We start from the raw sequence: 24,689 nt of genomic DNA, 5'->3' as shown, positions 1-24,689 counted from the left end.
AGTTAGCAAGATTTAGGGGAAAGCAGACGACCCGCCAAACTCGAGATAAATTTTTGCCAGATTCTGGAACTGATTAAAGCGATTTTCATCCAGCAATAGCTCTGCCTGGCGGCGTTTCTCCTGGCCATCTAGCCAGAATGAGATACGCGCGGCGCCCTGCCGGTAACGTACCTCATTCAACCGCTCAGACTTACGCGCAAGATCCAGCCCCTCCTGGAGTCTTATCTCCTGAGCCAGGAGCTGATCGCGCAAGGAGAGTTCATCTTCAAGGCTGCTCATCGCCTTATAAAGCGACTGTTTAAACTCAAGCACTCGCTGCTCGTAATCGTTGCGGGCAATTTTTACCTCCACGCCCCGCTGCCGCCAGTCCAGGAACGGCAACGTCAAGCCAGCCCCAACGGAAGCAATCGGATTATGCAGCACCGTAAGTAACGAGCTGCTGCCGGTGCCGAGAGAGCCTGTCAGGCTAAAGGCGGGATAGTATTCAGTGCGCCGGATATCAACGGTGGCCAGAGCTTCACGAACCCGCCACTCTTTAGCGCTGATATCGGGCCGATGCATCAGCACGCTGGCAGGGATATTCGCATTAACCTGCGGCATCCTGCCTGTGGGTAACGTAGTGGGTTCAACCCTCGGACTGCCCGGCGCGGTACCCAGCAACACGGCCTGCTGATTTAGAACCTGCAGGCGATCGCGCTGCAGGGCGGTGAGTCGGTTTTCCTGTGCCAGCAAACTTTGTTGCGCATCAACCACATCGAGTGAAGAGGCTCCGCCTGCCTGATAGCGTGCGTTGGCCAGGCGGAGCGTCTCTGTCGCATAGCCAATGCTCTGCTGGAGGACGGCAATCTGCTGGTTCACAAAGCCAATATGCCAGTAATTATTACTGGCTTCGGAAAGCAGCGTCAGTTTTGCGGAGCGCAAATCCTCTGCGCTGGCGCGGCTTGCCCACTCTGCCGCATCGCGCTGGCGAGCAATTTTTCCCCAGAGATCCAGCTCGTAGCTGGTGCTAAGACTGGTGGAACTGCTTTTTGTCCAGCCGGATGCGTTGCTCAGCTGATTTTTTCCGTCCACGCCCAGCGAGCCTTTTAGCCCAGGATCGTTAATGATGCCGACTCTTTCCGCATCAAGTCGCGCCCGGTACAGGCGCAACACGGCGAGAGCCACATCGGTGTTGCTGGCCATGACCTGACGCAGCCAGTTATCCAGGTGGGGATCGTTAAACGCTTGCCAGTCAAACGGGGCCAGGTCGCGGGTAGCATCGCTCTTGTCCCAACTGGCGGGATAGCGTACTTCCGGAGCGTGATAGTCGCTTTTAAGCGTATTTGCGCAGCCTGCGCTCAGCGCGGTAGCCAGGCACAAAGCCAAAGGTGATAAAAATTTCATAGGTTACTCGCTGGCCAGTGAAACGACCGGGTCCATCCTTGCCGCCTTGCGGGCGGGGAGATAACCGAAGATCATGCCGATTAATGTTGAACAGAAAAACGCGGCGGCGGCGGCCTGCCACGAATAAATAGCCGTGAACATCCCGCCGGCCAGGGCGGTAAATAGCGCCCCGGCGGCATACGACAGCGCAATACCTAACGCGCCGCCAATCAGGCAGACCAATACGGCCTCAATCATAAACTGCTGCATGATGTCGCTCCGCCGGGCGCCTACCGCCATACGTACGCCGATTTCATGGGTTCGTTCGGTGACCGACACCAGCATGATGTTCATCACGCCGATACTGCCGATCATCAGCGAGATGCAGGCAACCATCAGAATTAAAATGCTGAAGGTCATCGAGGTACGCTCGATAGATTTTCTGATCTGTTCGAAGTTATAGAGCTGGAAATCTTTTACGCCGTGGCGCTGAGTAAGTAGCTGGGAGATAGCGCTCACCGCCGCTTCGTTTGCCACATTGTCTTTCAGACGGACGCTGATGCTGGTCAGCACCGGTTTGCCTACCATGCGGTACATCACCGTGCTGTAGGGCATCCACACGGTAATGCGATTTGGCGCGTAGCTCCGGTTATTGCTTTGGGCAATGCCCACCACCCGTGCCGGCACGGAACCAAGAAAAACAATTTGCCCCAGCGCCTGTAATCCGGCGGCGTCGAACAGCGCTTTGCGGGCATTTTCATCAATGATGACCTCCTGCAGGGCGGTACGGTCGTCCCTGAAGGTGGTTCCTTCCAGAAGCTGAATGCCATTAACGCGGAAGTGATCTCGCCCTACGCCGTTGATAGACGCGGTTGCAGACTTACCCAGAAAACGAATGTTGTCTGAGGCACTTACCTCCGGGCTTACGCTATCGACAAATCCCTGTTTTGCCAGCGCCTCCGCGTCAGCCGGCACCAGAGTACGAATGCCCTCAATACTATCATCAAAGAAATCTCGTCCGGGATAGATACTCACCACGTTGGTGCCCAGATCTTTAATATTCTCCAGCGTCTTTTGCTTCGCGCCCTCGCCCAGTGCCACAACGGTCACAACGGCGGCAATACCAAAAATGATCCCGGTCATGGTGAGCGTGGTGCGTAAACGATGCGCATTCATCGCTTTGAGCGCCATTTGCAGCGATTCACGCGTGCGGTCGAGCATACTTTGCCAGCGGCTTTGGCGGGTACGGTTAGGCGGCGGCAAAGTTTGCGTGGCGGTGACCTTGCTGCCGCTATCGGCGATAATTTCACCGTCCCGCAGTTCGATAATGCGCTGAGCGTGCTGGGCCACCTTCATATCGTGGGTCACCATCACGACCGTATGACCACGCTGGTTAAGTTCGCTCAGGATGGCTAAGACCTCCTGGCCTGACTGAGAATCCAGCGCGCCGGTTGGCTCATCGGCCAGAATAATTTCCCCGCCGTTGATCAACGACCGGGCAATACTCACGCGCTGCTGCTGGCCACCAGACAGTTCGCCGGGCTTATGGTGCTCACGCCCTTCCAGGCCCAGCCTGCCAAGCAGTGCAGCGGCACGCAGTCGGCGCTTGTCACGCTCGCTGTTGGCGTAAATAGCCGGGATCTCAACGTTGCCCAGCGCGCTAAGGTCGGGCATCAGATGGTAGCGCTGGAAGATAAAGCCGATATGCTCCCTCCGAATCCGGGCCAGTTCATCCGGCGAAAGCTGAGCGGCATTTTGCCCGCCAATGTAATAATCGCCGCTGTCGGGTACGTCGAGACAGCCCATGATATTCATCAGGGTCGACTTACCCGATCCTGATGCACCAATGATCGCCACCATTTCTCCGGCGGCGATGGTCAGATCGATATTTTTCAGCACGGTCAGCGCCTGGCCGCCGTTACCGTAGGTCCGGCTAATGCCCTTCAGCTCGATGATGTTACTCACAGAACAAACCCTTCCCCAGGCGCTTTCTCACCCGGCTGTGACAGCACGACATTTTCCCCGACGTTTAGTCCTTCGAGGATCTGAATATCCACGCTGTTGGTGATCCCGGTTTTCACCTTTCGGGCCTCCAGCTTGCCGTCAGCCAGCAGCACCTGCACCTCCTGCTTATTCCCTTCAACTTTATGCACGGCCTGAATCGGGACCAGCAGCGCATCTTTGGCTTCACCGGCCAGCAGCGTGACCTGTGCCGTCATCGCGATACGCAGGCGATTTTCTGGATTAGGCACGTCGAGCAGAGCGTTGTAGTAAACGGAAGCATTTGAGGTGCCAGACCCTGATGCCGAACTGCTCCCGGCAAGAGAGTCATCTTTCATTACCGACTCTGGCGCCAGTTCAACGGTGCGCAGCGTCGCGTCATAGTGCTTGTCCGGCTCAGAGAAAATCGTGAAACGGGCCTTTTGTCCTGGAGAAATACGGGTGATATCGGCCTCAGAGATCTGTGCTTTGATGGTCATCACATCGAGACGAGCCAGCTTGATAATCGTCGGCGCACTCTGGCTGGAGTTCACCGTCTGCCCCTGCTGCGTGACCACGGCAATAACTACTCCGTCCATTGGCGCAACGACTCGGGTATAGCCCAGATCGACTGTTTTCTTATCTACTTCGATTTGCGCCTGGACAAGCTTGGCATTCAGAGAGAGCAATTCCGCCCGTGTTGTGGCGAGCGTAGCCTCCGCAGACTCATAATCCTCGCGCGAACTGGCGTCTTCTCTCAGCATTTGCCGCTGACGTTTGAACCGCAATTCAGACTGTTTCAGTAGCGCTTGTTTAGCCTGCAGATCGGCTTTGACTACATTGAGTGCGGCTTCGGCGTTACGCAGGTCGTTACGCTGCGGCACATCATCAATGTCGGCAATGGACTGCCCTTTGGTGACATGGTCGCCCAACTTCACTTTGAGCGACTTGACCTGGCCTGAAACCTGCGCCCCGACGTTAACGCGTTCGATAGCGTCGATTCGCCCGGTTGCCAGGACAGCGTTTTCGATATCGCCCTTGCGTACAGGAGCCGTGACATAATCAGGTATATCGGGGCTTCTGAGGAAGAAGAACAGAGCGATGGTAAGGGCAATTATCAGCGCCACGGCCACGGCAATGGCACGGCGAGAAAAGTATTTCAATAGCATTGGGCAGGTTTTCCATAACAATAAAAGCGATGATCCCAGAAACTCATAGTGAACGCCCCAGTCTCTACTGGAGCTAAACACGTTTCATCTGTTTGGATTTTATTCAGGTCGGCACAAAAGGCTACCTGTTTACCTCACTGAGACTCATTCCGCTTAGTATTGTTCCTGCGAGCAGAGATTATTCTGCCGTTTTTAAACCGTTTCATGCCGCGGCAAAGATAATGTGAAGGTACTACCTCGCCCAGGCTCGCTGACCGCGCTGATTTTGCCACCGTGCAGTTCCGCAATGGTTTTCACAATCGCCAGCCCCAGTCCGGTGTTTTCCGTGGCGCTGCGGGAGGCTTCTCCCCGGAAAAAGCGATCAAAAATCAGCGGCAGATGTTCGGGTTTGATGCCTTCGCCATCATCACTCACGCTCAATATCACCCGTTCATCGGCAATTTTTGCGCTGAGCGTGATATGCCCTTTTTCAGGCGTGTGGCGCAGGGCGTTAGAGAGCAAATTTGAGAGCGCCCGCTGGATAAGCTGCTGGTCAGCATAGAATGAAACGTCCCCCCGGCTTTCGAGGGTGATCTCTTTTTCTTCTGCCAGAATGTCGTAGAAACCAATCAGTTTTTCGAATTCATGGGGGCTGCTTAGCCATTCGGCATTCAGCACTCCCCGGCTGTTATCTGCCCTGGCAAGGAACAGCATGGAGGAGATCATCCGCGACAGCCGCTCGCCCTCTTCCACAATGGCGGCCAGCGTTTCCTGGTACTCTTCGACGCTGCGATCTTTGGTCTGAATGACGCTGGCGGCAGAGATCAGGTTATTGATCGGCCCGCGCAGCTCGTGGGCAATGTCCGAGGAAAAGCGATTTAGCTGATGGAACGAGGCCTCAAGCCGCATCATCATGCGGTCAAACGACGCCGCCAGCGCGTGCAGCTCTGGCGGCCAGCGCTGATCCAGGATTCGGGTGTGCAAATCGTTGGCGTGAATTTTCTCAATTTCAGTGGTGATCGTGCGCAGCGGCGCTAATCCCCTTCGGGCAAGCCACCAGCCAAAGGCGGCAAACAGCAGAATCGCCAGCGCGGCGAAAAACTGCATTCGCTTGTAATAGGTGTTGATAATTTCGTTGTTGCCGGAGACGTTGAGCGCCGCCTGCACCAGCCATTTCTGGTTATTTTTCAGGGTGAACAGCGTGGACGTAATTAAGTATTTTTGCCGGATATTCTCCGCACGATAATGCCATTCCCGGTAGCTAAACCCGGGGCCCGGCAGCGGAAAATCCTGCTCAGGAATAACCATATTGTTGGATTGCGCGTACACCTTACCTTCCGGGCTGAAGATGCGCAGCGACAGGCGCTCCTGCCGTACCACGGACTCCAGCAGCTCGGTTTGCCACTCTTCCCCGTTGTCCTGCCGCTCGCCAATCGCCGTAGCAATTTCCTGCTGGAACTGAATGGAACTTTGTAGCTCCAGCTCATCTTTATGGTTGAGCTGCTGGCGCATGGTCGAATAAAGCACGCCGGATACGCTGTAAAGCACGATGGCCATCGTGACGGAGAAGTAGAGCGTCAGGCGCGCCGTGATCGACAAATGCGACAGTTTTATCATCCGCGTAATTCCAGCACGTACCCCGCGCCGCGCAGGGTGTGGAGTAATTTATCCTCAAAACCATCGTCAATTTTGTTGCGCAAGCGGCGGATGGCGACGTCTATGACGTTCGTTTCCGGATCAAAATTCATGTCCCACACCTGCTCTGCAATCACCGTGCGGGAGAGCACTTCGCCCGAGCGGCGCATCAGCAGGCTTAGCAGCAAAAATTCTTTTTGCGTCAGCTCTATTCGCACCCCGGCGCGGGACACTTTGTGCCGCAGAAAATCAAGCTTCAGATCGCCCACCTGCAGCAGATTTTCTTCAAGAATGGCGGTGGGCGGCGCGGAACGGCGCAGAATCACCCGCGCACGCGCCAGCAGCTCGCTAAAGGAAAAGGGCTTGATCAGATAATCTTCCGCGCCCAGTTCGAGGCCGTGAACTCTGTCCTCCACATCATCCCTCGCTGTCAGAAACATGATGGGCGTCTGTTTTCCGGCCTGACGCGCCATTTCGATGATTTTCCAGCCGTCAATACCGGGCAGCATCACGTCCAGGATCGCCAGGTCATAGTCCGTAGTCAGGAGATAATGCAGGCCGTCGATACCGTTCCCGGCGACGTCGACCACGAAATCGTTCTCGCGCAGCCCTTTGGCAATGTACTCCGAGGCCATTTTCTGATCTTCCACCAGCAGAATTTTCATCGTCACTCCTTCGTTCCTTGTGGGTTGCCGTCAAACAGCAGGAACAGCACCGGCGTAATAAACAAGGTGATCAGCTGCGAGAACAACAGCCCCCCGACAATCGCCACGCCCATCGGCTGGCGCAGCTCGGCCCCGGCCCCCAGGCCAAGCGCAATGGGGATCGCCCCCATGATGGCGCAAAGCGTGGTCATCATAATCGGGCGGAACCGCTGCAAGCAGGCCTGCATAATCGCATCATGCGGCGTCATGCCGTGTTCACGCTGCGCCACTAACGCGAAATCTATCATCATGATAGCGTTCTTTTTGACAATACCTATCAGCAGCAGAATACCAATCATCGCGATAAACGTAAGATCGAGATTAAACAGCCTGAGCGCCAGCAGCGCGCCCACTGCCGCCGACGGCAGGCCAAGCAGAATGGTCAGCGGGTGGATCCAGCTTTCATACAGCACGCCGAGAATCACGTAAATCACCGCCAGCGCCAGCACAATCAGCCAGATCTGACTGCTCTGGGACTGCTGGAACAGCGCCGCCTGCCCGGCGTAGGTGCCAAACACCGAAGACGGCAGATGAATCGCCTGCTGGGCCTGGGCAATGGCCGCCGTCGCATCCGACAGCGATTTCCCCGGCGCAAGGTCGAACGAAAGCGTAATCGCCGGCAACTGTCCCTGGTGGTTGACCGCCGTCACGCCCTGGGCGCGCGAAATCGTCGTAAAGGTGGTGATCGGCAGCAGCGCCCCACTTGATGACCGGACATAGATTTTCGACAAGTCGCTTTCGTCCTGCCGGAACGGCTCCTGCACTTCCATGATCACTTCATAGCTGTCTTCCGGGGCATAAATCGTGGAGACCTGGTAAGTGCCGAAGGCGTCATACAGCGTGTCGCGAATCTGCTGAATATCCACGCCCATCAGCGAAGCTTTGTTTCTGTCGATGACCAACTGCGCCTGTAGCCCGTTGAGCTGGGCGTCGGTATTCAGGCCGACAAACACCCCGCTTTTTTGCATCTCTGCCATCAGCCGGTTGGCCCAGTCGTTGAGGCTGGTATCGCCGCTGCTGACCGCCTGCAGCGTGTACTGGTAGCTGCTTTTCGCACTGCGGCCTCCCACGCGCAGGTTTTGCACCGGGCTGAAGTAAACTTTTATGCCCGGTAAATAGCCGGTTTCAGAGCGCAGTTGTTTGAGCACTGCATCCAGCGGCGGGCGCTGACCTTGATCTTTTAACGTCAGGCTTAACTGCGTGGTGTCGTGGTCAACGCGGGTCAGTACGTCGCTGACGGCCGGATCTTTCATCAGCGTTTTACCCAACTGCTGCGCCACGCCCAGCCGACCGAGATAGGACATATCCTGCGGCGCATCAATGCTGGCGGTGATCTGCCCGATATCTTCCTGCGGGAAGAAGCCCTTCGGTGAAAACCAGTACAGGCCGATGGTCAGCGCAATCGTGCTGAGCGCGACGCCGATCATAATCACGCGGTGAGACACGGCCCATTCCAGCCCGTTCCCGTACTGGCGGCGCAGCGCTTCGAACCCACGCTCAAAGACCTGGCTCCAGCGCGGTTCAGGTTTGTCTTCCGGCGTGTGCTCGCGAATAAGTTTAGGGACCAGCAAAGGAATAATGGTCAACGATGCTGCAGCCGAAACCAGAATCGTCAGCGACACCACATAGGCAAACTCGTGGAACAGCAGACCTATTGTCCCCGGCATAAAGAAGATCGGAATAAACACCGCCACCAGGGAAAGCGAAATGGAGATAACAGTGAACGCTACCTCTTTCACCCCTTTCAGCGCGGCGCGATACGGCGTTTCCCCTTCTTCCATGTAGCGCATGATGTTCTCCAGCACCACAATCGCGTCGTCCACCACCAGGCCTACAGCAATGGTCAACCCCATTAGCGAGATATTGTCGAGGCTCAGGCCAAAGGCGTACATCAGGCCGAATGCGCCGAGCAGAGAAATTGGCAGGCTGAGCGCCGGAATGATTGTCGCCCGAATATGGCGCAGGAACATCAGGATCACCATCACCACCAGGGCGATGGTCAACAGCAGAGTTAACGTCACGTCATGAATCGCCGCGCGGATCGACAGCGAACGGTCATTCAGAAACTTCACGCTCACCGACGACGGCATTTGCGCCTGCAGTTTAGGCATCAGTTGGCGAATGGCATCGATGGTAGAAACAATGTTCGCACCAGGCTGACGCTGCACGCTGAGTACAATCGCGCGGTTACCGTTCACGGCGCTGTAGCTCAGCGTATTCTCGATGCTGTCCTGCACGGTGGCCACATCTGATAGCCTGACCGGCTGGCCGTTTCGCGTGGCGACAATAACTTTGGCGAAGTCTGCCGCGTTGCGCAGATCGCCGCTGGTTTGCAGCATCACCATCTGGCGTTTACCGTCCAGTTCACCGATCGGCGAGTTGTTATTGGCGTTTGCCAGAGCGGTATGCACATCTTCCAGCGTCAGATTTGTCGCCGCCAGCTTGTCCGGGTTCACCTCCACGCGCACGGCATAGCGTTTCTGCCCCAGCACCGTCACCTGCGCCACGCCGTTCAGTGTGGAAAGCGCCGGTGAGATCAGGTCATCCGAGAAGCGGTTCAGGTCAGACAGCTCCATCGACGGGGAATCGATGCCAATTTGAATGATCGGCGCATCTGCCGGGTTAATTTTTCGAAATGACGGCGGCGTGGTCATCTGCGACGGCAGCTGTTTTAACGCCTGGTACAGCGCGGACTGCACGTCCACCGCTGCCGAATCAATATCCCGGGACGGATCGAACTCAATGACGATAGTCGTGGCGCCCTCGAGGCTGTTGGAGGTCATGTTCACCACGCCGGGAATGGTCGACAGCTTTTTCTCCAGCGGCGTCGCTACCGACGAAGCCATGGTTTCAGGGCTGGCACCGGAAAGCGAAGCGCTGACCTGAATCGTCGGCGTGTCGTAGTTGGGCAGCGCGGCAATGGGCAGTTTAAACCAGCACACCGCGCCGGCGACCATCACCGCCAGCCACAGCAGCATCACGGCAATCGGCCGTTTCAGGCATTGTTCGGCAAATGTCATGATGCAGACCCCGCTGGCGCGTTAACCACCTTCACGGCCATTCCCGGGCGCAGGGCGTTGGCCCCTTCCAGCACCACTTTCATGCCGGGCTGAATGCCGCTCACCACCGCCATTTGCTGCTGGATGCGCAACAATGTGACCGGTTGCGTTGTGGCGTGCATTTGGGCGTCGATAACGTAGACAAAATGCCCGTCGGGGCCGTCCTGTACGGCCTGAGGCGGTAAAACAACGACATTCGGCGTACTCCCTGCGCTCACCGTAATGTTCTGGTAGGCCCCAGGCCAGAGCTGGTTTTCACCATTGGCAAAGCGGGCTTTAAAGTTCACCGTGCCGCTGTCCTGGCTGACGGTGTTATCAATGAAGCTAAGCGTGCCGGTCACCGGTTTTCCGCTGGCGTCGGTCACCTGCACTTCTACCGGCCCCTGATGCTGCGCGGCGACCACCGCGTTGAGATCCTGCTCCGGCAGGGTAAATTCTGCGCCAATCGGGTCAAACTGATTAATACTGATCATCGGTAACGTACTGCCCGGCTGTGCAAGGCTGCCGATGTGCACGTTCAATGCGCCTGTTTTGCCGCTAACTGGCGCGTAAATGCGGGTATAGGCGAGCTGCGCCTGGGCGGTGTGAATATCATCCTGGGCGGACTTGTACTGCGCCGCCGCCTGCTGTTGCGAGCTAACCAGCGCATCCCAGTCTGAAGACGAAATGTAGTGGGTTTTCAGCAGCGGCTGGCCACGGCTGAGGTCGCGAGCGGCTTTATCCAGCTCGGCTTTAATTACCCCCAACTGGGCCTGGGCGTGACCCAGCGCGGCCTGCTCTTCGGCATCATCCAGCACAAACAACAGTTGCCCTTGCTTAACAAAATCCCCTTCGTGGAAGGCAACCTGGCTCACCGGGCTGGTGATTTGCGCGCGAATATCCACCTCATTGAGCGACACGAGATGCCCCTGGGTGGAGAACGTTAGCGGCAGCGTTTGGCTGGCCGCGGCTATCAGGCTAACTTTCGGCAGCGCCGTTTTCTTTTGTGTTGCTGGCGATGAAGCCTGGGAGTACAGCCAAAGTCCCGCCACCCCCGCCAGCACGCAGGCCATCGCCAGCCCTTTTTTTGACCATTTTATGTTCATGATGCAGCGCTTCTCTGAGTCCCGGTATAGCAGGAATGTTACGCCCGTCACACCAACAGAACGCCGCCACTAAAATGACAAGTTTGTAATTTTGCTTCTCATTCAATTTTCTGCCAGGATTCCTCGCCCTCTTTTTCACGGCCTCCGCAGCCAGAATTAACGGGCGGAAAAGGACGGCGCTTTTTAACTCAAAGGCAGACAGGAATCTCAATGAAAACAAAGACTGAAGCGGAACACCGCGCCGCCAAACGACGCTGGTTGAATTCTCAGGACTCGGGGTATCACCAGGCGATGAGCAATCGCCACGTGCAGATGATTGCTATCGGCGGTGCCATCGGTACCGGCCTGTTCCTCGGCGCAGGTGCGCGCCTGCAGGCAGCAGGGCCCGCGCTGGCGTTAATTTATCTGGTTTGCGGCATTTTCTCTTTCTTCATCCTCCGCGCTTTGGGCGAGCTGGTTATCCATCGCCCGTCCAGCGGAAGTTTCGTCTCCTACACCCGTGAATTCCTCGGTGAAAAAGCCGCCTACGTTTGCGGCTGGATGTATTTCGTCAACTGGGCGATGACCGGTATCGTGGACATCACCGCCGTGGCGCTCTACATGCATTACTGGGGCGCGTTCGGCGATGTGCCGCAGTGGGTCTTCGCCCTCGGCGCGCTGGCCGTGGTCGCGGCGATGAACATGATTGGCGTGAAATGGTTCGCCGAGATGGAGTTCTGGTTTGCGCTGGTCAAAGTGTTGGCTATCGTTGCCTTCCTGATCGTCGGCACCATTTTCCTCGGCACCGGGAAACCGATTGACGGTAACAGCACCGGGTTCCATCTGATAACCGATAACGGCGGTCTCTTCCCCCACGGTCTGCTGCCTGCGCTGGTACTGATTCAGGGCGTAGTGTTCGCCTTCGCCTCTATCGAATTAGTGGGTACCGCCGCCGGGGAATGTAAAGACCCGAAAACCATGGTGCCGAAGGCTATTAACAGCGTTATCTGGCGTATCGGCCTGTTCTATGTTGGTTCCGTGGTGCTGCTGGTTCTGCTGCTGCCTTGGAACGCCTATCAGGCAGGGCAAAGTCCGTTCGTGACCTTCTTTTCGAAGCTCGGCGTGCCTTACATCGGCGACGTGATGAATATCGTGGTGTTAACCGCCGCGCTCTCCAGCCTGAACTCCGGCCTGTACTGCACCGGGCGTATTCTGCGCTCGATGTCGATGGGCGGTTCCGCGCCACAGTTCATGTCGAAAATGAGCAAGAATCAGGTGCCGTATGCCGGGATTCTGGTCACCAGCGGCGTGTACGTGCTTGGCGTGTTCCTCAACTATCTGGTGCCTTCGCAGGTGTTTGAGATCGTGCTGAATATGGCGTCTCTGGGCATCATCACCTCCTGGGCGTTTATCGTGCTGTGCCAGATTCGCCTGCGCAAGGCGATTAAAGAAGGGAAAGCGGACGACGTTAGCTTCAAGCTGCCGGGCGCGCCGTTTACTTCCTGGCTGACGCTGCTGTTCCTGCTTGGCGTGCTGGTCTTGATGGCGATGGATTACCCGAACGGGACGTTCACGATTGCTTCTATTCCGGTGCTGGCGATTCTGCTGACGCTGGGCTGGTTTGGCGCTCGTAAGCGCGTGCATGAAGTGGCTCAGCAGGTTCACGATCACCACGAGTAGTGCCCCTCACCCTAACCCTCTCCCGACCGGGGAGAGGGAATACGTGTCCCCGCTATCGCCTTCATCGCCATCACATTCGCAGTAAACTTATTCACAACACCCCGCTGTAGACGACCGGCCCCGTTGGCTGCCCGGTTGGCGAACCGCCCTGCGGCTCCAGGCTGATGGCGATCGTCATACCTCGTGACAATGTCACGTTTCCGTTACTCACCTGGGTCACCGATTTACTGTCCAAAAGTCCAAGCGAGACGGGCTTCGCGCCAACCGGGATAGCCCACAGCTGCAGGCTATTGCTGGCGGAGACGGAGGCCAGCTGCAACGGCGTCAGGCGCAGCGTTTTACGGTCGCTGTCGGCACTAACCAGCCACTGCCCCTGCTGGCTGGCACCGTTAAGCACCATAAGCGGTGCCAGCTCCGGTGCTTTGCTACTGAAGTATGGCACCAGCGCAACCGCAGCAAGCCCGGCGGCGAGCGCCCAGCCAAGATAGTTCCAGTTCCAACGCGAGCGCACAACGGCATTACGTTCGGGCGGCAGGCTAAGCTGAATTTTCTTCCACACCGTTTCCGGCGGAAGCTGCGGCTGAGTCTGGCTTTCCAGCCCACCAAGCAGGGTTTGCCAGCGGCCCACGAGCGCGGCGAGATCCGGCTCGGCATGGAGACGTTCTTCGAAGCGCAACCGGGCACTTCCGCGCAGCGTGCCCAGCGCGTATTCAGAGGCCAGTGCGTTATCTATTTCTTGGCTGCTGTTCATAGTCCGACGCAATCCTTAAGGTGATCCAGCGCCCGGCGGATCCAACTTTTCACCGTGCCGAGCGGCTGCTGTAGCCAGTCGGCAATATCGCCGTGGGACATCCCCTGATAGTAGGCCAGCACCACGCTCTGCCGCTGCTCGCTGGTCAAATTGTCCAGGCAACCGCGCAGACGACCTGCCTGCTGTTCATCGCACCAGCCGTTGTCTCCTTCATTTTCAATGTCGGCCGCGTTGTCGCCGAGTTCGTCTTCCTGATTTGCCGCGCGGGACTGGCCGCTGCGCAGCCAGTCGATACAGCGGTTGCGAACGATGTGGGTCAGCCAGGTTACGGGGGCGCTGATGGACGGATCGTAGCCTGAGGCTTTATTCCATACCGTGAGAAAAGCATCGTGCAGAATCTCTTCGGCCCACGCCCGGCGCTGCACGGTACGCAGCGCCACGGCAAACAAGTGGGGGGACGTGAGGCGATAGAGTTGTTCAAATGCGCGGCGGTCGCCTTCAGCAACCGCCCGCATCAGTTTTACCTGCTGTTCTACCAGAGTTTTATCCATAATTTTCTCGACCAGGCGACGGGCCTGGATCGAGTATAGACACTCACTTCGGCATCAGTACGGTATCAATCACGTCTATCACGCCATTTTTCTGGTTCACGTCATAGGTGCTGATATTGGCGATGTTGCCTTTCCCGTCTTTAATCTGAATATTGTGCGGGCCATTGTTCATGATCCACAGCGGCTGGCCGTTCACCGTTTTTAATTCTGCGCTGCCGCCACCCTGCTGGATTTTTTTCTCCAGCGCTTTCATGTCGTATTTCCCTGCCACCACGTGGTATGTCAGGATGCTGGTCAACGTGGCTTTATTTTCAGGTTTCACCAGGTTGCTGACCGTGCCCGCCGGCAGTTTGGCAAACGCGGCATCAGTTGGGGCAAAGACGGTAAACGGCCCTTTGCTCTCCAGCGTATCCACTAAACCTGCGGCCTTCACCGCCGCAACCAGCGTGGTGTGATCTTTAGAATTCACAGCGTTCTCAACAATATTCTTTGACGGGTACATCGCTGCCCCGCCGACCATTACGGAATCGTTCGTCATTGAGGCAATGCTCAGCGTACTGAAGAAAGCAGAGGCGCACACGGCGGAAGCAAAATACTTGTTCATGTTGAATTCCTCAATTGTAGGGAGCAAGAGAGTTGCTCACAGTCTGATATACGGCTGAGGGTGTGCCGCTGGATGCAGTAAAAATAAAAAATATTTCGCCGTTAATTTCATCAGTCATAACTTATTGTTAACGTTACGTGCGCTAATAATTTTCAAAACTTAAACACAGGAACTAACATATACAGTTCACAATCCTGACAATTGCGCATACCGTAAAACACTCCCCGATGAAGAAACCCCAGAAAAAAACACGTCACACGCATAAAACCGTCCTTTCCCTTCTTCTGATCCCGGCTGTCACTCCCGGTTTTACGCAAGCCGCTGAAACACAGCCCAAAGACGAATCTACGCTGCTGGTCACCGCTAAACCGACAACCGTTTCTGAGCTCGATACGCCAGCTGCGGTCAGCGTGGTGTATGGCGATGATTTGCGCCAGGCCGCCCCACGGATAAACCTGTCGGAAAACCTCGGCAGCATACCGGGCCTGCAAATTCAAAACCGCCAAAACTATGCTCAGGATTTGCAGCTTTCCGTGCGTGGTTTTGGTTCACGCTCGACGTACGGCGTGCGCGGCGTGCGCATGTATGTGGATGGCATTCCCGCCACGATGCCCGATGGCCAGGGGCAAACGTCCAATATTGACTTGAACAGCGTGGACAGCGTGGAAGTGCTTCGCGGCCCGTTTTCCGCGCTCTACGGTAACTCTTCCGGCGGCGTGGTTAACGTCATAACGGAAACAGGCCGCCAGCCGCCGACGATCGAGGCCAGTAGTTACTACGGCAGCTTTGGCAGCTGGCGCAACAGCGTGAAAGCCACCGGCTCCACCGGCGACGGCACGCAGGCCGGGGATGTGGACTATGCGATTTCCGCCTCGCGCTTTACCACTCACGGCTACCGCGATCGCAGTAGCGCGCAGAAGAATCTAGGGAATGCGAAGCTCGGCGTTCGTCTGAATGACGTCAGCAAGCTGACATTGCTGTTCAACAGCGTGGATATTGACGCCAACGATCCCGGCGGCCTGACCGAGCAAGAGTGGCGCGCCAACCCGAGGCAGGCGCCCCGCGCCGATCAGTTCAATACGCGAAAAACAACGAAGCAAACCCAGGGGGGACTGCGCTACGACCGCCAGCTCAGCGAGCACGATGACCTGAGCGTGATGATGTACGCGGGCGTGCGCGAAACAACGCAGTATCAGTCCATTCCCGTGTCAGTGCAAAAAAACGCAAACCATCCAGGCGGCGTGATTCAGTTGGCAAGGCATTATCAGGGCATCGATACCCGCTGGACGCACAACGGCGAACTCGGCAGCGTGCCGGTCAGCTTCACCACCGGGCTCGACTACGAGACGATGACCGAGAAGCGTAAAGGCTACGAGAATTTTGTGACGGTGAACGGCGCCACGGTGCTCGGCGAACAGGGCAATCTGCGCCGCAACGAACGCAATCTGATGTGGAACCTCGACCCGTACCTGCAAACCACGTGGCAGCTCACCGACAAACTCAGCCTGGATGCGGGCGTGCGCTACAGCTCGGTCTATTTTGATTCCAACGATTATTACATCGTCGGGACAAACGGAGACGACAGCGGCAGCGCCAGCTATCACAAGTGGCTGCCTGCGGCCTCGCTGAAATATGCCGTCACCGACGGCTGGAATATTTACACTTCCGCTGGCCGTGGGTTTGAAACGCCGACCATTAACGAGCTTTCTTACCGCAGTGACGGCAAGCCGGGGCTTAACTTCGCCCTGCAGCCCTCCACCAGCACGACGGTTGAAGTGGGCAGCAAAAACCGTATTGGCAATGGCCTGTTCACCGCCGCCCTGTTCCAGACCAACACCGATAACGAGATAGTATCCGATAAAAACGATGGTGGCCGCGCTACCTATAAAAATGCCGGTAAAACTCGCCGCCAGGGGGTAGAGCTCGCCTTAGACCAACAGTTTGCCGCCGACTGGCGGCTGAAAATGGCCTGGACGTACCTGGACGCGACCTACCGCACCAATGTTTGCAAAACAGGCGACTGCAGCGGCAACCGAATGCCGGGCATCGCCCGCAACATGGGTTACGCGTCGTTTGGCTACGCGCCTGAAGACGGCTGGTATGCGGGCGCGGATGTTCGCTACATGAGCGATATCCAGGCGAATGACCAGAACAGCGCCAAAGCCCCGACCTACACCACCGTGGGATTGAACACCGGCTACAAGCTTCACGTGCGGCAAAACTGGTTGTTTGACATCTGGGGACGAGTTGATAATCTGTTCGACCGCGATTATGTCGGCTCGGTGATTGTCAATGAAGGCAATGGCCGCTATTTTGAGCCAGCGCCGGGCCGCAACTATGGCGTGGGCGTCAACGTCAGCTACAGCTTCCAGTAAGCTTTTTCCCTCCGGCTTTTGTCGGGGGGGATTAAAAAGGAATTTTATGTCACCCAACCTGACCCTCCGGGATGCCACCCTGGCAGACATCGAGACCATTTTCACCATCCGAACCAGCGTCAAAGAGAATCATCTGTCGCGCGAAGAAATGGCCGAAATGGGCATCACACCGCAGGCTATTGCCGAGATTATTGCCGAATCGCCATGTATTTGGCTGGCAGACGTGGACGGTGAACCCGCGGGGTTTGCAATGGCAATTGCCGAAGAAGCCTGCCTGTTTGCCATGTTCGTTCTGCCTCAGTTTGAAGGCCAGGGCGTCGGCAGACTGTTGCTGGAAAAAGCCGAGGCGTTCCTGTTTGCCCCACAGTCCATTATCTGGCTTGAAACGGCGGCAGGCAGCCGCGCCGCCGCATTCTATCAGCGTCACGGCTGGCGGCCTGTGGGTGAACAAGACGGCGAAGATATTCGCCTGGAAAAATCACGCCCCGCAGCTGCGAAATAACAACTCCCTTACCCATCGGTGCGCACTGTCGTGATGCGTGCGCTCATGCCAGGCGGCGACTTTGGTAAAACCAGGGATCGCCAGCGGCGGCTGATGGCCGACGATATTCGCTTGTCCGGCAATAAGCCTCGCGGGTACCACGGCCATCAGATCGCTGGTTTTTAAAATCTCGGTTAAAAATAAGAAGCTCTGCACTGACAGGCTAACCCGCCGCGAACGCTTTATTTTTTGCAAAGCGCTGTCGGTAACGCCGCTAAACTCCCCGCCGCTCCACGACACCAGCGCATGATCGCAGGCGCAAAACTGATCCAGGGTGATCCGCTGCTGCCTCGCCAGACTATGCTGCAGCCCCAGCGCACAAACGTATTGCTCCTCGTACAGCGTATGAACGTGGAGGTCAGCCGGCAGCGAAAAAGTCGTCATGATGGAAAGGTCCAGCTCGCCGCTTTCCAGCATCGGCTGAAGCTGGCCGTCAACCGGCGGGCGCACCGAGACGCGCATATTCGGCGCTTCACGCCGGAGTGCATTAATAAAAGGCAGCACGATGGCCTGTAATGCGTAGTCCGTGGCCGCGAGGGTAAACGTCAGCGTAGAAGTTTTAGGGTCGAACTCAGCCGGGCGCAGCAGCAGTTCAACTTCGTGCAGGATGCGTTTCACTTGCTGCTCGAGCTGTAATGCTCGTTCCGTAGGCACAATGCCCCGCTGGCTGCGGATAAACAGCGGATCGTCGAAGCTTTCGCGCAGCCTCGTCAACATCCCGCTGACGGCAGGCTGTGTCAGAGACAGGCGCGAGGCAGCCCGCGTCACGCTGCGTTCCTGCAGCAGAGCGTCGAAGGTTTTCAGTAAGTTAAGATCCAGACTGCGTAAATCGCGCATCGCTTGCCTCCAGATATAAAATTACATTATATCTGAGATTAAATTTGACGATTGGTTTTATATCCAGGGTGTCGATATTCTCGCTTCACAGCAACGAAACGAGAGGAATCAAACATGCATTCAATTCATTGGCCGCAGGGCTTTATCCCCGGTTTTAGCGACAACTTCGCTTCTAACGAAATCATTATGACCGGGCTGGACGCCAGCGAAGTCTGGCGCTGGCTGACGCAAACCTCGGCCTGGGAACGCTATTACAGCAACGTGTCCGATATTGTGTTTCATGATGCCAGCGGGCCGACGTTAACGGCAGGTTCGCGCTTCCGCTTTACGACCTTTAGTTTCCCGGTTGAAGCCGAAGTGGTGGAGTTTGTCGCCCCGCTGGGGGAAATCCCAGGCCGTCTCGCCTGGCACGGCTGGGTTGGCAGTGCAGAGTCTCCCGATCTGGACGTGCATCACGCCTGGCTGATTGAGAATCTATCATCTGGCCGGGTACGCATCTTGACTCAGGAAACGCAAAACGGGCAGCCCGCGCGTGACCTGGCGAGCACGTTGCCTAACCCTATGCTAAACGCACATCAGGAGTGGATTTGCGGCCTGGCAAATTATGCGCTGAGCCAGAAGAAATAGCGTTAAGGTTTTTGCCCCGTCATTTGCGAAGTCAGCCAGCGGTATACAATACCCACCACGTAGCGCTGTTCCTCATCGGTCAGCGCTCTCCCCGGCCGTATCGCGTGCTAATTTCCTCAGAGGAAAAGAGTGTTGTCCAGATGGCAATTCGTATCTGCAGGATTCTCCCCTTATGCTGAGCGTCGCTATTACACTGAGGACGCCATGACACGCTTTCTAATCTGCAGTTTTGCCCTGATTTTGCTCTACCCTGCGGGCATTGATATGTATCTGGTTGGTTTACCGCGTATTGCGTCCGATCTTAACGCCAGCGAGGCGCAGCTGCATATTGCCTTCTCCGTTTATCTTGCCGGAATGGCCTGTTCCATGCTTTTTGCCGGCCGTGTGGCGGACCGCTCGGGGCGTAAGCCGGTGGCAATATTCGGTTCGGTAATTTTTATTGCCGCCTCCCTGATATGCGCCTCGGCGCAGCACAGTACGCTGTTTCTGGCGGGCCGGCTGGGTCAGGGGATCGGGGCGGGAGCCTGCTACGTGGTTGCTTTCGCAATTCTGCGGGATGCCCTGGATGAGCGACGCAGAACCAAAGTGCTCTCGTTAATGAACGGAATCACCTGCATCGTGCCGGTGATGGCGCCGGTGCTGGGGCATTTGATTATGCTTATTTTCCCGTGGCAAAGTTTGTTCTATACCCTGACCGGAATGGGGCTCGCGGTATTGCTGCTTTCCCTGCTGGTACTGAAAGAGACGAGGCCAGCAGCCAACGGCGCCAGCTCATTGGTTTCTTTGCCGAAAGCCGAATCGCTGATAAACCGTTTCTTCCTCAGTCGGCTGGCCATAACAACCCTCAGCGTAACGGTCATCCTCACCTTCGTTAACACCTCCCCCGTGTTATTGATGGAGGGGCTGGGCTTAGCCCGCGGGGAATACGCCACAACAATGGCGTTAACGGCCGTCGTCAGCATGAGCGTTTCATTCTCTACTCCGTTTGCCCTGAGCGTATTTCAGCCCCGCACAATGATGATAACGTCTCAGACGCTGTTTCTGGCGGCGGGTCTGCTCCTGAGCATGGCCGATTCAAACTTGCTCACGCTGGTCGGACTCACGCTTGTGTGCGCCGGTTTCTCCGTCGGATTTGGCGTAGCCATGAGCCAGGCACTGGGGCCATTTTCACTTCGGGCAGGGGTAGCCAGCTCAACGCTCGGAGTGGCACAAGTGTGTGGTTCATCATTGTGGATATGGCTGGCCGCCATTTTTCGTATCGATGCGCTGAATATGCTGATCGGAATTCTGATTGGCTGTAGCATTGTCAGCCTTTTACTGATTTTCCTTGTCGCCTCTCCCAGAGCCGTAATTGAGTATGAAGAAAACAATCAACAGCCTCGATCTTAACTTGCTGCTCTGCCTGCAGTTGCTGATGCAGGAACGCAGCGTCACACGCACGGCAAAACGGCTGAGCGTCACGCCTTCGGCGATCAGCAAATCGCTGGCAAAACTGCGCGCTTGGTTTGATGATTCATTATTTGTAAATACTCCTCAGGGACTCGTCCCTACGCCACTGATGGTGAGCATGGCGCAGGAACTGGCGGACTGGATGCAAATGAGCCATCAGCTGCTGGATAACGCTCACCATGAGACGCCGAGCGGACTGAAGTTTGAGCTTGTGGTTGAATTACCGCTGATGATGATCATGTTCAACGCCCTGTCGCAGCAGATTTATCAGCGTTATCCCCAGGCGACTATCAGGCTGCATCACTGGGATTACGACGCGCTGGACGCCATTACGAGTGGAAGTGTCGATGTTGGTTTCACCGGCCGTGAGAGCTATCCGCGTTCTCAAGGACAGCTGAATCTGCCGTTGTCTATCGACTGTGAAGTGCTCTTTTATGACTCTCCCTTTGTCTGGCTGAGGGAAGATCATCCGGCTCTCGAGGAAGAGTGGAACCTGGACACTTTTTTGCGCTATCCCCATATCAGCATTTACTGGGAACAAAGCGATACCTGGGCGCTGGATGATATCCTGAGAGAAATGGGGCGCAAGCGGGATATTGCGTTGAGCCTGCCGGGATTCGAGCAGTCTCTGTTTATGGCCGCTCAGCCCGGGCACTCTCTGCTGACGACCGCTCCGGGCTACTGCCGGCATTACGGCCAGCTTCACCACCTGCCGCTGGTCTCCCGCCCGCTGCCGTTTGATGCCGAGCTTCTGCAAAAATTCCGGGCACCCTATATGATGATCTGGCACAAACGTAACCGCCATAACCCGAAAATTATCTGGCTCAGGCAGGCGATTAAGGCGCTTTATGCCGATCTCGTTATCGCCGGTAAAACAGCAAATGTCTAAACGTTTTCCAGACAAGCAAGGCCGATAGAAGCCCGGCGCGAGTGAATGTTTCTTCTCCCGCGCCAGGGCAGGCTCTAGCTGCGTTCGATGTCTTTTGCCGCCTGATCCAGCGTGTCGATAATCTTATACAGCGTCTCTTTCGACAGCTCGGCGCTGCCGAGTTTGGCGTGCAGCGCCGTTTTAAAATTATGAATAGCCCGCTGTACTTCGGGCAAACGGCGGTTGTCGCCGAGAACGCCAAGGGTAGCGAGTCGATTGGTTACCGCTTCCAGTTCGAGCTGCTGCTCTTCAAGCGAGGTTTGTCCTTCCGCCGTCAGCGTGAAGGATTTTTTCCCGCTTTGCCCTTCGCCCACCGTAATAAAGCCCATCTCCTCCATCAGCGTCAGGTTCGGGTAAATAATACCGGGGCTCGGCACATATTCCCCTTTCGCCATCCCTTCGATGGATTTGATCAGTTCGTAGCCGTGGGCCGGGCCATTTGCCAGCAGATGCAGGATCAGCAGGCGGATATCGTTGGCGTCAAACAGACGTTCGCGCCGATGGCGGGCGCGCCCCTCCGGGTGGCTTTGCTCAAGGCGGCCATGACCGCCCCTGCCGCGATGCTGTTCATGGCGCTCGCATTTGTGCTGTCTCAGATGATGAATACGCATAGTTTGTGACCTTATTTGACATGCCAGTAGGCGACGGCGCGCACCAGGTCGGCGTCCAGGACGCGGACGTCCAGCAGGTAATCTCCCAGCGCTTTAGCCTCTTTGCCTTCGCCAACAATCCAGATGTAATAGTCGTCGGCAGGGATCTCAATCTGCTTCAGGTACCCGACGATCTCCACGTGAGTTAACGCCCGCACATTTACCGCAGGGAATTCGCTCAGATAGCCGAGGCTGTCGGAATGGTGGCAATTAACCAGGACTTCGACCTGAACATCCTGACTCAGCGACTGCAGACGGCGGCGCACCGCAGGCAGCCCGCTTTCATCGGTCACGTACAGCTGCCAGTGATAATCTGTTGGGGTGACCAGAGAACCGCGTGGGCCACCGATGAACAGCTTGTCGCCCGGCTGTGCTTCTTTCGCCCAACTGCTGGCTACGCCGCCGTCGTGCAAATAGAAATCCAGGGTTAATTCACCGCGTTCGGCATTGAAATCCAGCGGCGTATAGTCACGCGACTGTGGGCGAGCACCCTCTCCCCAGACAATGCCCTCGCTGGTGACCTGCGGCGGAGTGAATTCGCCATTTTCAGCCGGGAAGAAGACTTTGATGTGGTCATCAAATCCCTGGGAAGCGAAATCCGCCAACTGCGGGCTGGTGAAGACCAGACGGTAAAACGTATTGGCAATCAGCGTTTTCGTTTTAACCGTTAATTCACGAAACTTCAGTTCGTTACGAACCCGAACCGGCACTTTTTTAGCGTTATTTTGCGTTGTCATAGCGTACCTTTTAGGTGTGTAAGATATATCATAGACATATCTTAGTGCACGACACCGCGGCTGTCTTTATCATTTTGCGGCGTTATCACCAGGTTTAAACAATGAGAATGACATCCATTCCGGCCAGGTGCTGCCGGGATCGCAAATTGACAAAACGATGCTTTTTTGTACTTTCCCTTATCGCAAATTCGGTTCTAAACTGAAGTTGGCGTCAGCCAGTTGTTAATCCACTCACCAACCTACTGACCAGGGAGGCCTGACATGTTTCCTGAGTACCGTGATTTGATTACCCACCTGAAGTCCGAAAACCCCCGCTTTCTCAGCCTGTTTAATAAGCACAACCGTCTTGATAGCGAGATTTTACGCAAGGAGGGGCCGCAAGGGACGGGATACAACGATGAAGTTGTGCAGATGAAGAAAGAAAAACTGAGGGTAAAACAAGAGCTTTACCAGATGTTGAAACAGGCGAGCCAACCGGCCTGATAGCATTGAAACCGGGGAAGGGTTTGCCCTTCCCTTGTTGTCTCCAGAGATTACAGCGCCACACCCAGCGCCCGCAGTATGCTAATCATTTTCCCAGCCCCCAAATAGTTCAGGTGATCGCCGTCGCGGAAATCTTCGCACACAAAAGCGGGATGTTCTGAGAGATCGATAAAACGCGAATGCGCCCCTTCAAGGTCTGCAAAATATTGGCGATGCGTCTGTTTCATCTCAGCATCAAGATTGTCCACGTAGTCTGACGGGAAAGACGGCGTTAGCCAGATAACCTTTTTGCCTTTTGTCGCCAACTGAACGCTCATCTCAGCCACGCGGGGTTTATTCTCTGCAAGCGTTGTCTGGTGCTTCACTGATTTCGAGTGAGAGATCCCCCGCTTTTGGGCTTCCTCTTTCTGCTGCATGGCAGGGAGTGAGTCGCTGCGGGCAAAAACAAGGCGTGCGGACTCACAAATTTGCGCCCTGGCATTATTATCCTCGAGTCCATTTATCGCTTGCCCTTGCACCGGCGTAGGCATCACCAGCCGGCTAAACGCCTGCATGCCGTCGGCGGTTATCCCTTCTTCCGGCTTTATCCTGTAATGGCTATTGAGCTGGCTCCAGGCGTGGATGATTTGCTGGTTAAAGTCATCTTTTGTTTTTAACAGGTCGCTATACAGATCAAAGAAGCCCAGGCAATACACAAAGTTTTGCACGTGCGGATAACGCTCAATAATATGCGCCGTTAATTGCTGGGCCTGCTTCAGCCCCAGGCTGTGGGTAGAAAGATTTATGCTGCGTTCAAACAGCGCGTCAGGGAAGCCATAAAAACTGTAGGAGTTACCTATAATAACTGTTCTGACGTTTGGATTAGCCAGCGCGGTATATTGCTGCGCCAGCAAATGCGTGTACTGAGTAGCTGTTGTGCTTAAGGGAATGAAATTATCAATCAGCAAATCGTACAACGAAATGCAGCCTATAGCCTGAGGATGTTCAACCGCAAAGGCCAGCTTTAGTCCCTGCGGATCGTAGAGAATAAAAGGGGCCGTGCTGGCGGCAATTTTGTTATGAAAAGCGGTGATTTCCTGCTGATTTGTCTCTTCATAACTGAGGTAATAGAGGTTGTTGATGGCCGAATCTCTGAAGCGCGATCCGAGCATTTGCAGCTTGTTCAGCTCGCCAAAATAAAAAATATCGATACCGTTGCGCGCCAGCGCGCTCAGCCAGAAAAGATAGAGTGACAGGTAGAGTTGATTCAGGTTTTGCTGTTTACCTTCCAGCCAGTCACTCAGGGCATTAATCAAATCGAGCGTAATATTGCTTTCATCCAGGCACGCCTGGTTTGAGAAAAGATAATCGGCGAGCCTCTGAGGAACCTGAGTCGCCTGCTCAGCGTTTTCTATGTCCCTCAGAAAATGCTGGAGCTGTTTTAAAAAGTGATTTTGCATAATGTCTTGTTGTATTCGCGCAAGAAGTATCGCTGATACTACCAGCCACCAATACAAGCAAACGCACGATTACCCCCCCTTCCAT

General features: G+C 55.8%; 21 protein-coding genes. 7 read left to right on the top strand and 14 right to left on the bottom strand.

The annotated features are described in order from the left end of the window. Window positions 1–12 precede the first annotated feature (12 nt). The 7 genes from etsC to ACR6JA_RS06440 all read right to left on the bottom strand — a co-directional run bounded on the left by etsC (window position 13) and on the right by ACR6JA_RS06440 (window position 10,973). On the bottom strand, window positions 13–1,383 hold the full coding sequence (gene etsC, locus ACR6JA_RS06470) for a macrolide efflux RND transporter outer membrane subunit EtsC (protein WP_494493125.1): 1,371 nt from the start codon (window positions 1,381–1,383) through the stop codon (window positions 13–15). 3 nt (window positions 1,384–1,386) lie between these two features. Then, window positions 1,387–3,327, bottom strand: coding sequence for a MacB family efflux pump subunit (locus tag ACR6JA_RS06465; RefSeq protein WP_213714332.1), 1,941 nt, complete (start codon window positions 3,325–3,327; stop codon window positions 1,387–1,389). Continuing rightward, window positions 3,324–4,511 (bottom strand): macrolide efflux RND transporter periplasmic adaptor subunit EtsA, encoded by a 1,188-nt coding sequence (gene etsA, locus ACR6JA_RS06460; protein WP_494493124.1) that lies wholly within the window; start codon window positions 4,509–4,511, stop codon window positions 3,324–3,326. Before etsA ends, ACR6JA_RS06465 begins: the two co-directional genes overlap by 4 nt. A 192-nt stretch (window positions 4,512–4,703) precedes the next feature. Further along, window positions 4,704–6,107 (bottom strand): heavy metal sensor histidine kinase, encoded by a 1,404-nt coding sequence (locus ACR6JA_RS06455; protein WP_494493123.1) that lies wholly within the window; start codon window positions 6,105–6,107, stop codon window positions 4,704–4,706. Then, the gene (locus ACR6JA_RS06450) at window positions 6,104–6,790 is read right to left on the bottom strand and encodes a heavy metal response regulator transcription factor (RefSeq protein ID WP_008458831.1); all 687 of its coding nucleotides are present in this window, start codon (window positions 6,788–6,790) and stop codon (window positions 6,104–6,106) included. The genes ACR6JA_RS06455 and ACR6JA_RS06450 overlap by 4 nt, the downstream gene beginning before the upstream one ends. Before the next feature lie 2 nt (window positions 6,791–6,792). Beyond that, on the bottom strand, window positions 6,793–9,849 hold the full coding sequence (locus ACR6JA_RS06445) for an efflux RND transporter permease subunit (RefSeq protein WP_494493122.1): 3,057 nt from the start codon (window positions 9,847–9,849) through the stop codon (window positions 6,793–6,795). Next, window positions 9,846–10,973 carry an efflux RND transporter periplasmic adaptor subunit gene (locus tag ACR6JA_RS06440; protein WP_494493121.1) on the bottom strand — a complete coding sequence of 376 codons (1,128 nt, stop codon included), beginning with the start codon at window positions 10,971–10,973 and terminating at the stop codon, window positions 9,846–9,848. The genes ACR6JA_RS06445 and ACR6JA_RS06440 overlap by 4 nt, the downstream gene beginning before the upstream one ends. Before the next feature lie 210 nt (window positions 10,974–11,183). Between ACR6JA_RS06440 and ansP the strand changes: the two genes are divergently transcribed. After that, the gene (ansP, locus tag ACR6JA_RS06435) at window positions 11,184–12,632 is read left to right on the top strand and encodes an L-asparagine permease (protein ID WP_039303133.1); all 1,449 of its coding nucleotides are present in this window, start codon (window positions 11,184–11,186) and stop codon (window positions 12,630–12,632) included. Window positions 12,633–12,723: 91 nt separating this feature from the next. Here the strand turns inward: ansP and ACR6JA_RS06430 are convergent, their stop codons facing one another. The 3 genes from ACR6JA_RS06430 to ACR6JA_RS06420 are packed head-to-tail and all read right to left on the bottom strand — an operon-like array spanning window position 12,724 to window position 14,538. Continuing rightward, window positions 12,724–13,383 carry an anti-sigma factor gene (locus ACR6JA_RS06430; protein WP_494493120.1) on the bottom strand — a complete coding sequence of 220 codons (660 nt, stop codon included), beginning with the start codon at window positions 13,381–13,383 and terminating at the stop codon, window positions 12,724–12,726. Next, window positions 13,380–13,934, bottom strand: coding sequence for an RNA polymerase sigma factor (locus ACR6JA_RS06425; RefSeq protein ID WP_213714344.1), 555 nt, complete (start codon window positions 13,932–13,934; stop codon window positions 13,380–13,382). The genes ACR6JA_RS06430 and ACR6JA_RS06425 overlap by 4 nt, the downstream gene beginning before the upstream one ends. A 43-nt stretch (window positions 13,935–13,977) precedes the next feature. After that, the gene (locus ACR6JA_RS06420; protein ID WP_166863824.1) at window positions 13,978–14,538 is read right to left on the bottom strand and encodes a fasciclin domain-containing protein; all 561 of its coding nucleotides are present in this window, start codon (window positions 14,536–14,538) and stop codon (window positions 13,978–13,980) included. 227 nt (window positions 14,539–14,765) lie between these two features. Between ACR6JA_RS06420 and pqqU the strand changes: the two genes are divergently transcribed. Then, on the top strand, window positions 14,766–16,913 hold the full coding sequence (gene pqqU / locus ACR6JA_RS06415) for a TonB-dependent receptor PqqU (RefSeq protein WP_494493119.1): 2,148 nt from the start codon (window positions 14,766–14,768) through the stop codon (window positions 16,911–16,913). Window positions 16,914–16,959: 46 nt separating this feature from the next. Then, window positions 16,960–17,415 carry a GNAT family N-acetyltransferase gene (locus ACR6JA_RS06410; RefSeq protein WP_494493118.1) on the top strand — a complete coding sequence of 152 codons (456 nt, stop codon included), beginning with the start codon at window positions 16,960–16,962 and terminating at the stop codon, window positions 17,413–17,415. Here the strand turns inward: ACR6JA_RS06410 and ACR6JA_RS06405 are convergent. Continuing rightward, on the bottom strand, window positions 17,392–18,291 hold the full coding sequence (locus ACR6JA_RS06405; protein WP_213714350.1) for a LysR family transcriptional regulator: 900 nt from the start codon (window positions 18,289–18,291) through the stop codon (window positions 17,392–17,394). The genes ACR6JA_RS06410 and ACR6JA_RS06405 overlap by 24 nt on opposite strands. 114 nt (window positions 18,292–18,405) lie before the next feature. On the opposite strand from ACR6JA_RS06405, the gene ACR6JA_RS06400 reads away from it, so the two are divergent. The 3 genes from ACR6JA_RS06400 to yidZ all read left to right on the top strand — a co-directional run bounded on the left by ACR6JA_RS06400 (window position 18,406) and on the right by yidZ (window position 21,256). Beyond that, window positions 18,406–18,918 (top strand): SRPBCC family protein, encoded by a 513-nt coding sequence (locus tag ACR6JA_RS06400; RefSeq protein ID WP_494493117.1) that lies wholly within the window; start codon window positions 18,406–18,408, stop codon window positions 18,916–18,918. A gap of 204 nt (window positions 18,919–19,122) precedes the next feature. Further along, a complete protein-coding gene (locus tag ACR6JA_RS06395) occupies window positions 19,123–20,307 on the top strand; it encodes an MFS transporter (protein WP_494493116.1) in 1,185 nt (394 codons plus the stop codon). Continuing rightward, entirely contained in the window at window positions 20,276–21,256 is a 981-nt protein-coding gene (yidZ, locus tag ACR6JA_RS06390; protein WP_494493115.1) for an HTH-type transcriptional regulator YidZ, read from the top strand. The genes ACR6JA_RS06395 and yidZ overlap by 32 nt, the downstream gene beginning before the upstream one ends. Before the next feature lie 74 nt (window positions 21,257–21,330). Here yidZ and ACR6JA_RS06385 read toward each other — a convergent pair whose 3' ends face one another. Together ACR6JA_RS06385 and ACR6JA_RS06380 are read right to left on the bottom strand one after the other, a co-directional pair. Next, a complete protein-coding gene (locus ACR6JA_RS06385; protein WP_213714358.1) occupies window positions 21,331–21,906 on the bottom strand; it encodes a PadR family transcriptional regulator in 576 nt (191 codons plus the stop codon). An 11-nt stretch (window positions 21,907–21,917) separates the two neighbouring features. Continuing rightward, a complete protein-coding gene (locus ACR6JA_RS06380; RefSeq protein WP_494493114.1) occupies window positions 21,918–22,682 on the bottom strand; it encodes a siderophore-interacting protein in 765 nt (254 codons plus the stop codon). Between the two features lie 261 nt (window positions 22,683–22,943). Between ACR6JA_RS06380 and ACR6JA_RS06375 the strand changes: the two genes are divergently transcribed. Beyond that, complete coding sequence (locus ACR6JA_RS06375; protein WP_008458803.1) at window positions 22,944–23,165, top strand: HP1242/YdcH family protein; 222 nt, start codon at window positions 22,944–22,946, stop codon at window positions 23,163–23,165. Between the two features lie 50 nt (window positions 23,166–23,215). On the opposite strand, the gene ACR6JA_RS06370 is transcribed toward ACR6JA_RS06375, so the two are convergent. Next, complete coding sequence (locus ACR6JA_RS06370; protein WP_494493113.1) at window positions 23,216–24,604, bottom strand: hypothetical protein; 1,389 nt, start codon at window positions 24,602–24,604, stop codon at window positions 23,216–23,218. Window positions 24,605–24,689 lie beyond the last annotated feature (85 nt).

This window comes from Cedecea sp. B1(4), assembly GCF_059414925.1.
Note: the sequence above shows the minus strand (reverse complement) of the source record. Positions and strands in the feature narration are given on the sequence as shown.

What these genes read in the sequence shown, in the direction of transcription:
- ACR6JA_RS06430 (WP_494493120.1), bottom strand. Translation starts at nt 13,383, where the DNA reads ATGAACAGCAGCCAAGAAATAGATAACGCACTGGCCTCTGAATACGCG.
- ACR6JA_RS06450 (WP_008458831.1), bottom strand. Translation starts at nt 6,790, where the DNA reads ATGAAAATTCTGCTGGTGGAAGATCAGAAAATGGCCTCGGAGTACATT.
- etsA (WP_494493124.1), bottom strand. Translation starts at nt 4,511, where the DNA reads ATGCTATTGAAATACTTTTCTCGCCGTGCCATTGCCGTGGCCGTGGCG.
- ACR6JA_RS06455 (WP_494493123.1), bottom strand. Translation starts at nt 6,107, where the DNA reads ATGATAAAACTGTCGCATTTGTCGATCACGGCGCGCCTGACGCTCTAC.
- ACR6JA_RS06385 (WP_213714358.1), bottom strand. Translation starts at nt 21,906, where the DNA reads ATGCGTATTCATCATCTGAGACAGCACAAATGCGAGCGCCATGAACAG.
- ACR6JA_RS06420 (WP_166863824.1), bottom strand. Translation starts at nt 14,538, where the DNA reads ATGAACAAGTATTTTGCTTCCGCCGTGTGCGCCTCTGCTTTCTTCAGT.
- ACR6JA_RS06370 (WP_494493113.1), bottom strand. Translation starts at nt 24,604, where the DNA reads ATGCAAAATCACTTTTTAAAACAGCTCCAGCATTTTCTGAGGGACATA.
- pqqU (WP_494493119.1), top strand. Translation starts at nt 14,766, where the DNA reads ATGAAGAAACCCCAGAAAAAAACACGTCACACGCATAAAACCGTCCTT.
- ACR6JA_RS06395 (WP_494493116.1), top strand. Translation starts at nt 19,123, where the DNA reads ATGACACGCTTTCTAATCTGCAGTTTTGCCCTGATTTTGCTCTACCCT.
- ACR6JA_RS06425 (WP_213714344.1), bottom strand. Translation starts at nt 13,934, where the DNA reads ATGGATAAAACTCTGGTAGAACAGCAGGTAAAACTGATGCGGGCGGTT.
- ACR6JA_RS06375 (WP_008458803.1), top strand. Translation starts at nt 22,944, where the DNA reads ATGTTTCCTGAGTACCGTGATTTGATTACCCACCTGAAGTCCGAAAAC.
- ACR6JA_RS06400 (WP_494493117.1), top strand. Translation starts at nt 18,406, where the DNA reads ATGCATTCAATTCATTGGCCGCAGGGCTTTATCCCCGGTTTTAGCGAC.
- ACR6JA_RS06380 (WP_494493114.1), bottom strand. Translation starts at nt 22,682, where the DNA reads ATGACAACGCAAAATAACGCTAAAAAAGTGCCGGTTCGGGTTCGTAAC.
- etsC (WP_494493125.1), bottom strand. Translation starts at nt 1,383, where the DNA reads ATGAAATTTTTATCACCTTTGGCTTTGTGCCTGGCTACCGCGCTGAGC.
- ACR6JA_RS06445 (WP_494493122.1), bottom strand. Translation starts at nt 9,849, where the DNA reads ATGACATTTGCCGAACAATGCCTGAAACGGCCGATTGCCGTGATGCTG.
- ACR6JA_RS06405 (WP_213714350.1), bottom strand. Translation starts at nt 18,291, where the DNA reads ATGCGCGATTTACGCAGTCTGGATCTTAACTTACTGAAAACCTTCGAC.
- ansP (WP_039303133.1), top strand. Translation starts at nt 11,184, where the DNA reads ATGAAAACAAAGACTGAAGCGGAACACCGCGCCGCCAAACGACGCTGG.
- ACR6JA_RS06440 (WP_494493121.1), bottom strand. Translation starts at nt 10,973, where the DNA reads ATGAACATAAAATGGTCAAAAAAAGGGCTGGCGATGGCCTGCGTGCTG.
- ACR6JA_RS06410 (WP_494493118.1), top strand. Translation starts at nt 16,960, where the DNA reads ATGTCACCCAACCTGACCCTCCGGGATGCCACCCTGGCAGACATCGAG.
- yidZ (WP_494493115.1), top strand. Translation starts at nt 20,276, where the DNA reads ATGAAGAAAACAATCAACAGCCTCGATCTTAACTTGCTGCTCTGCCTG.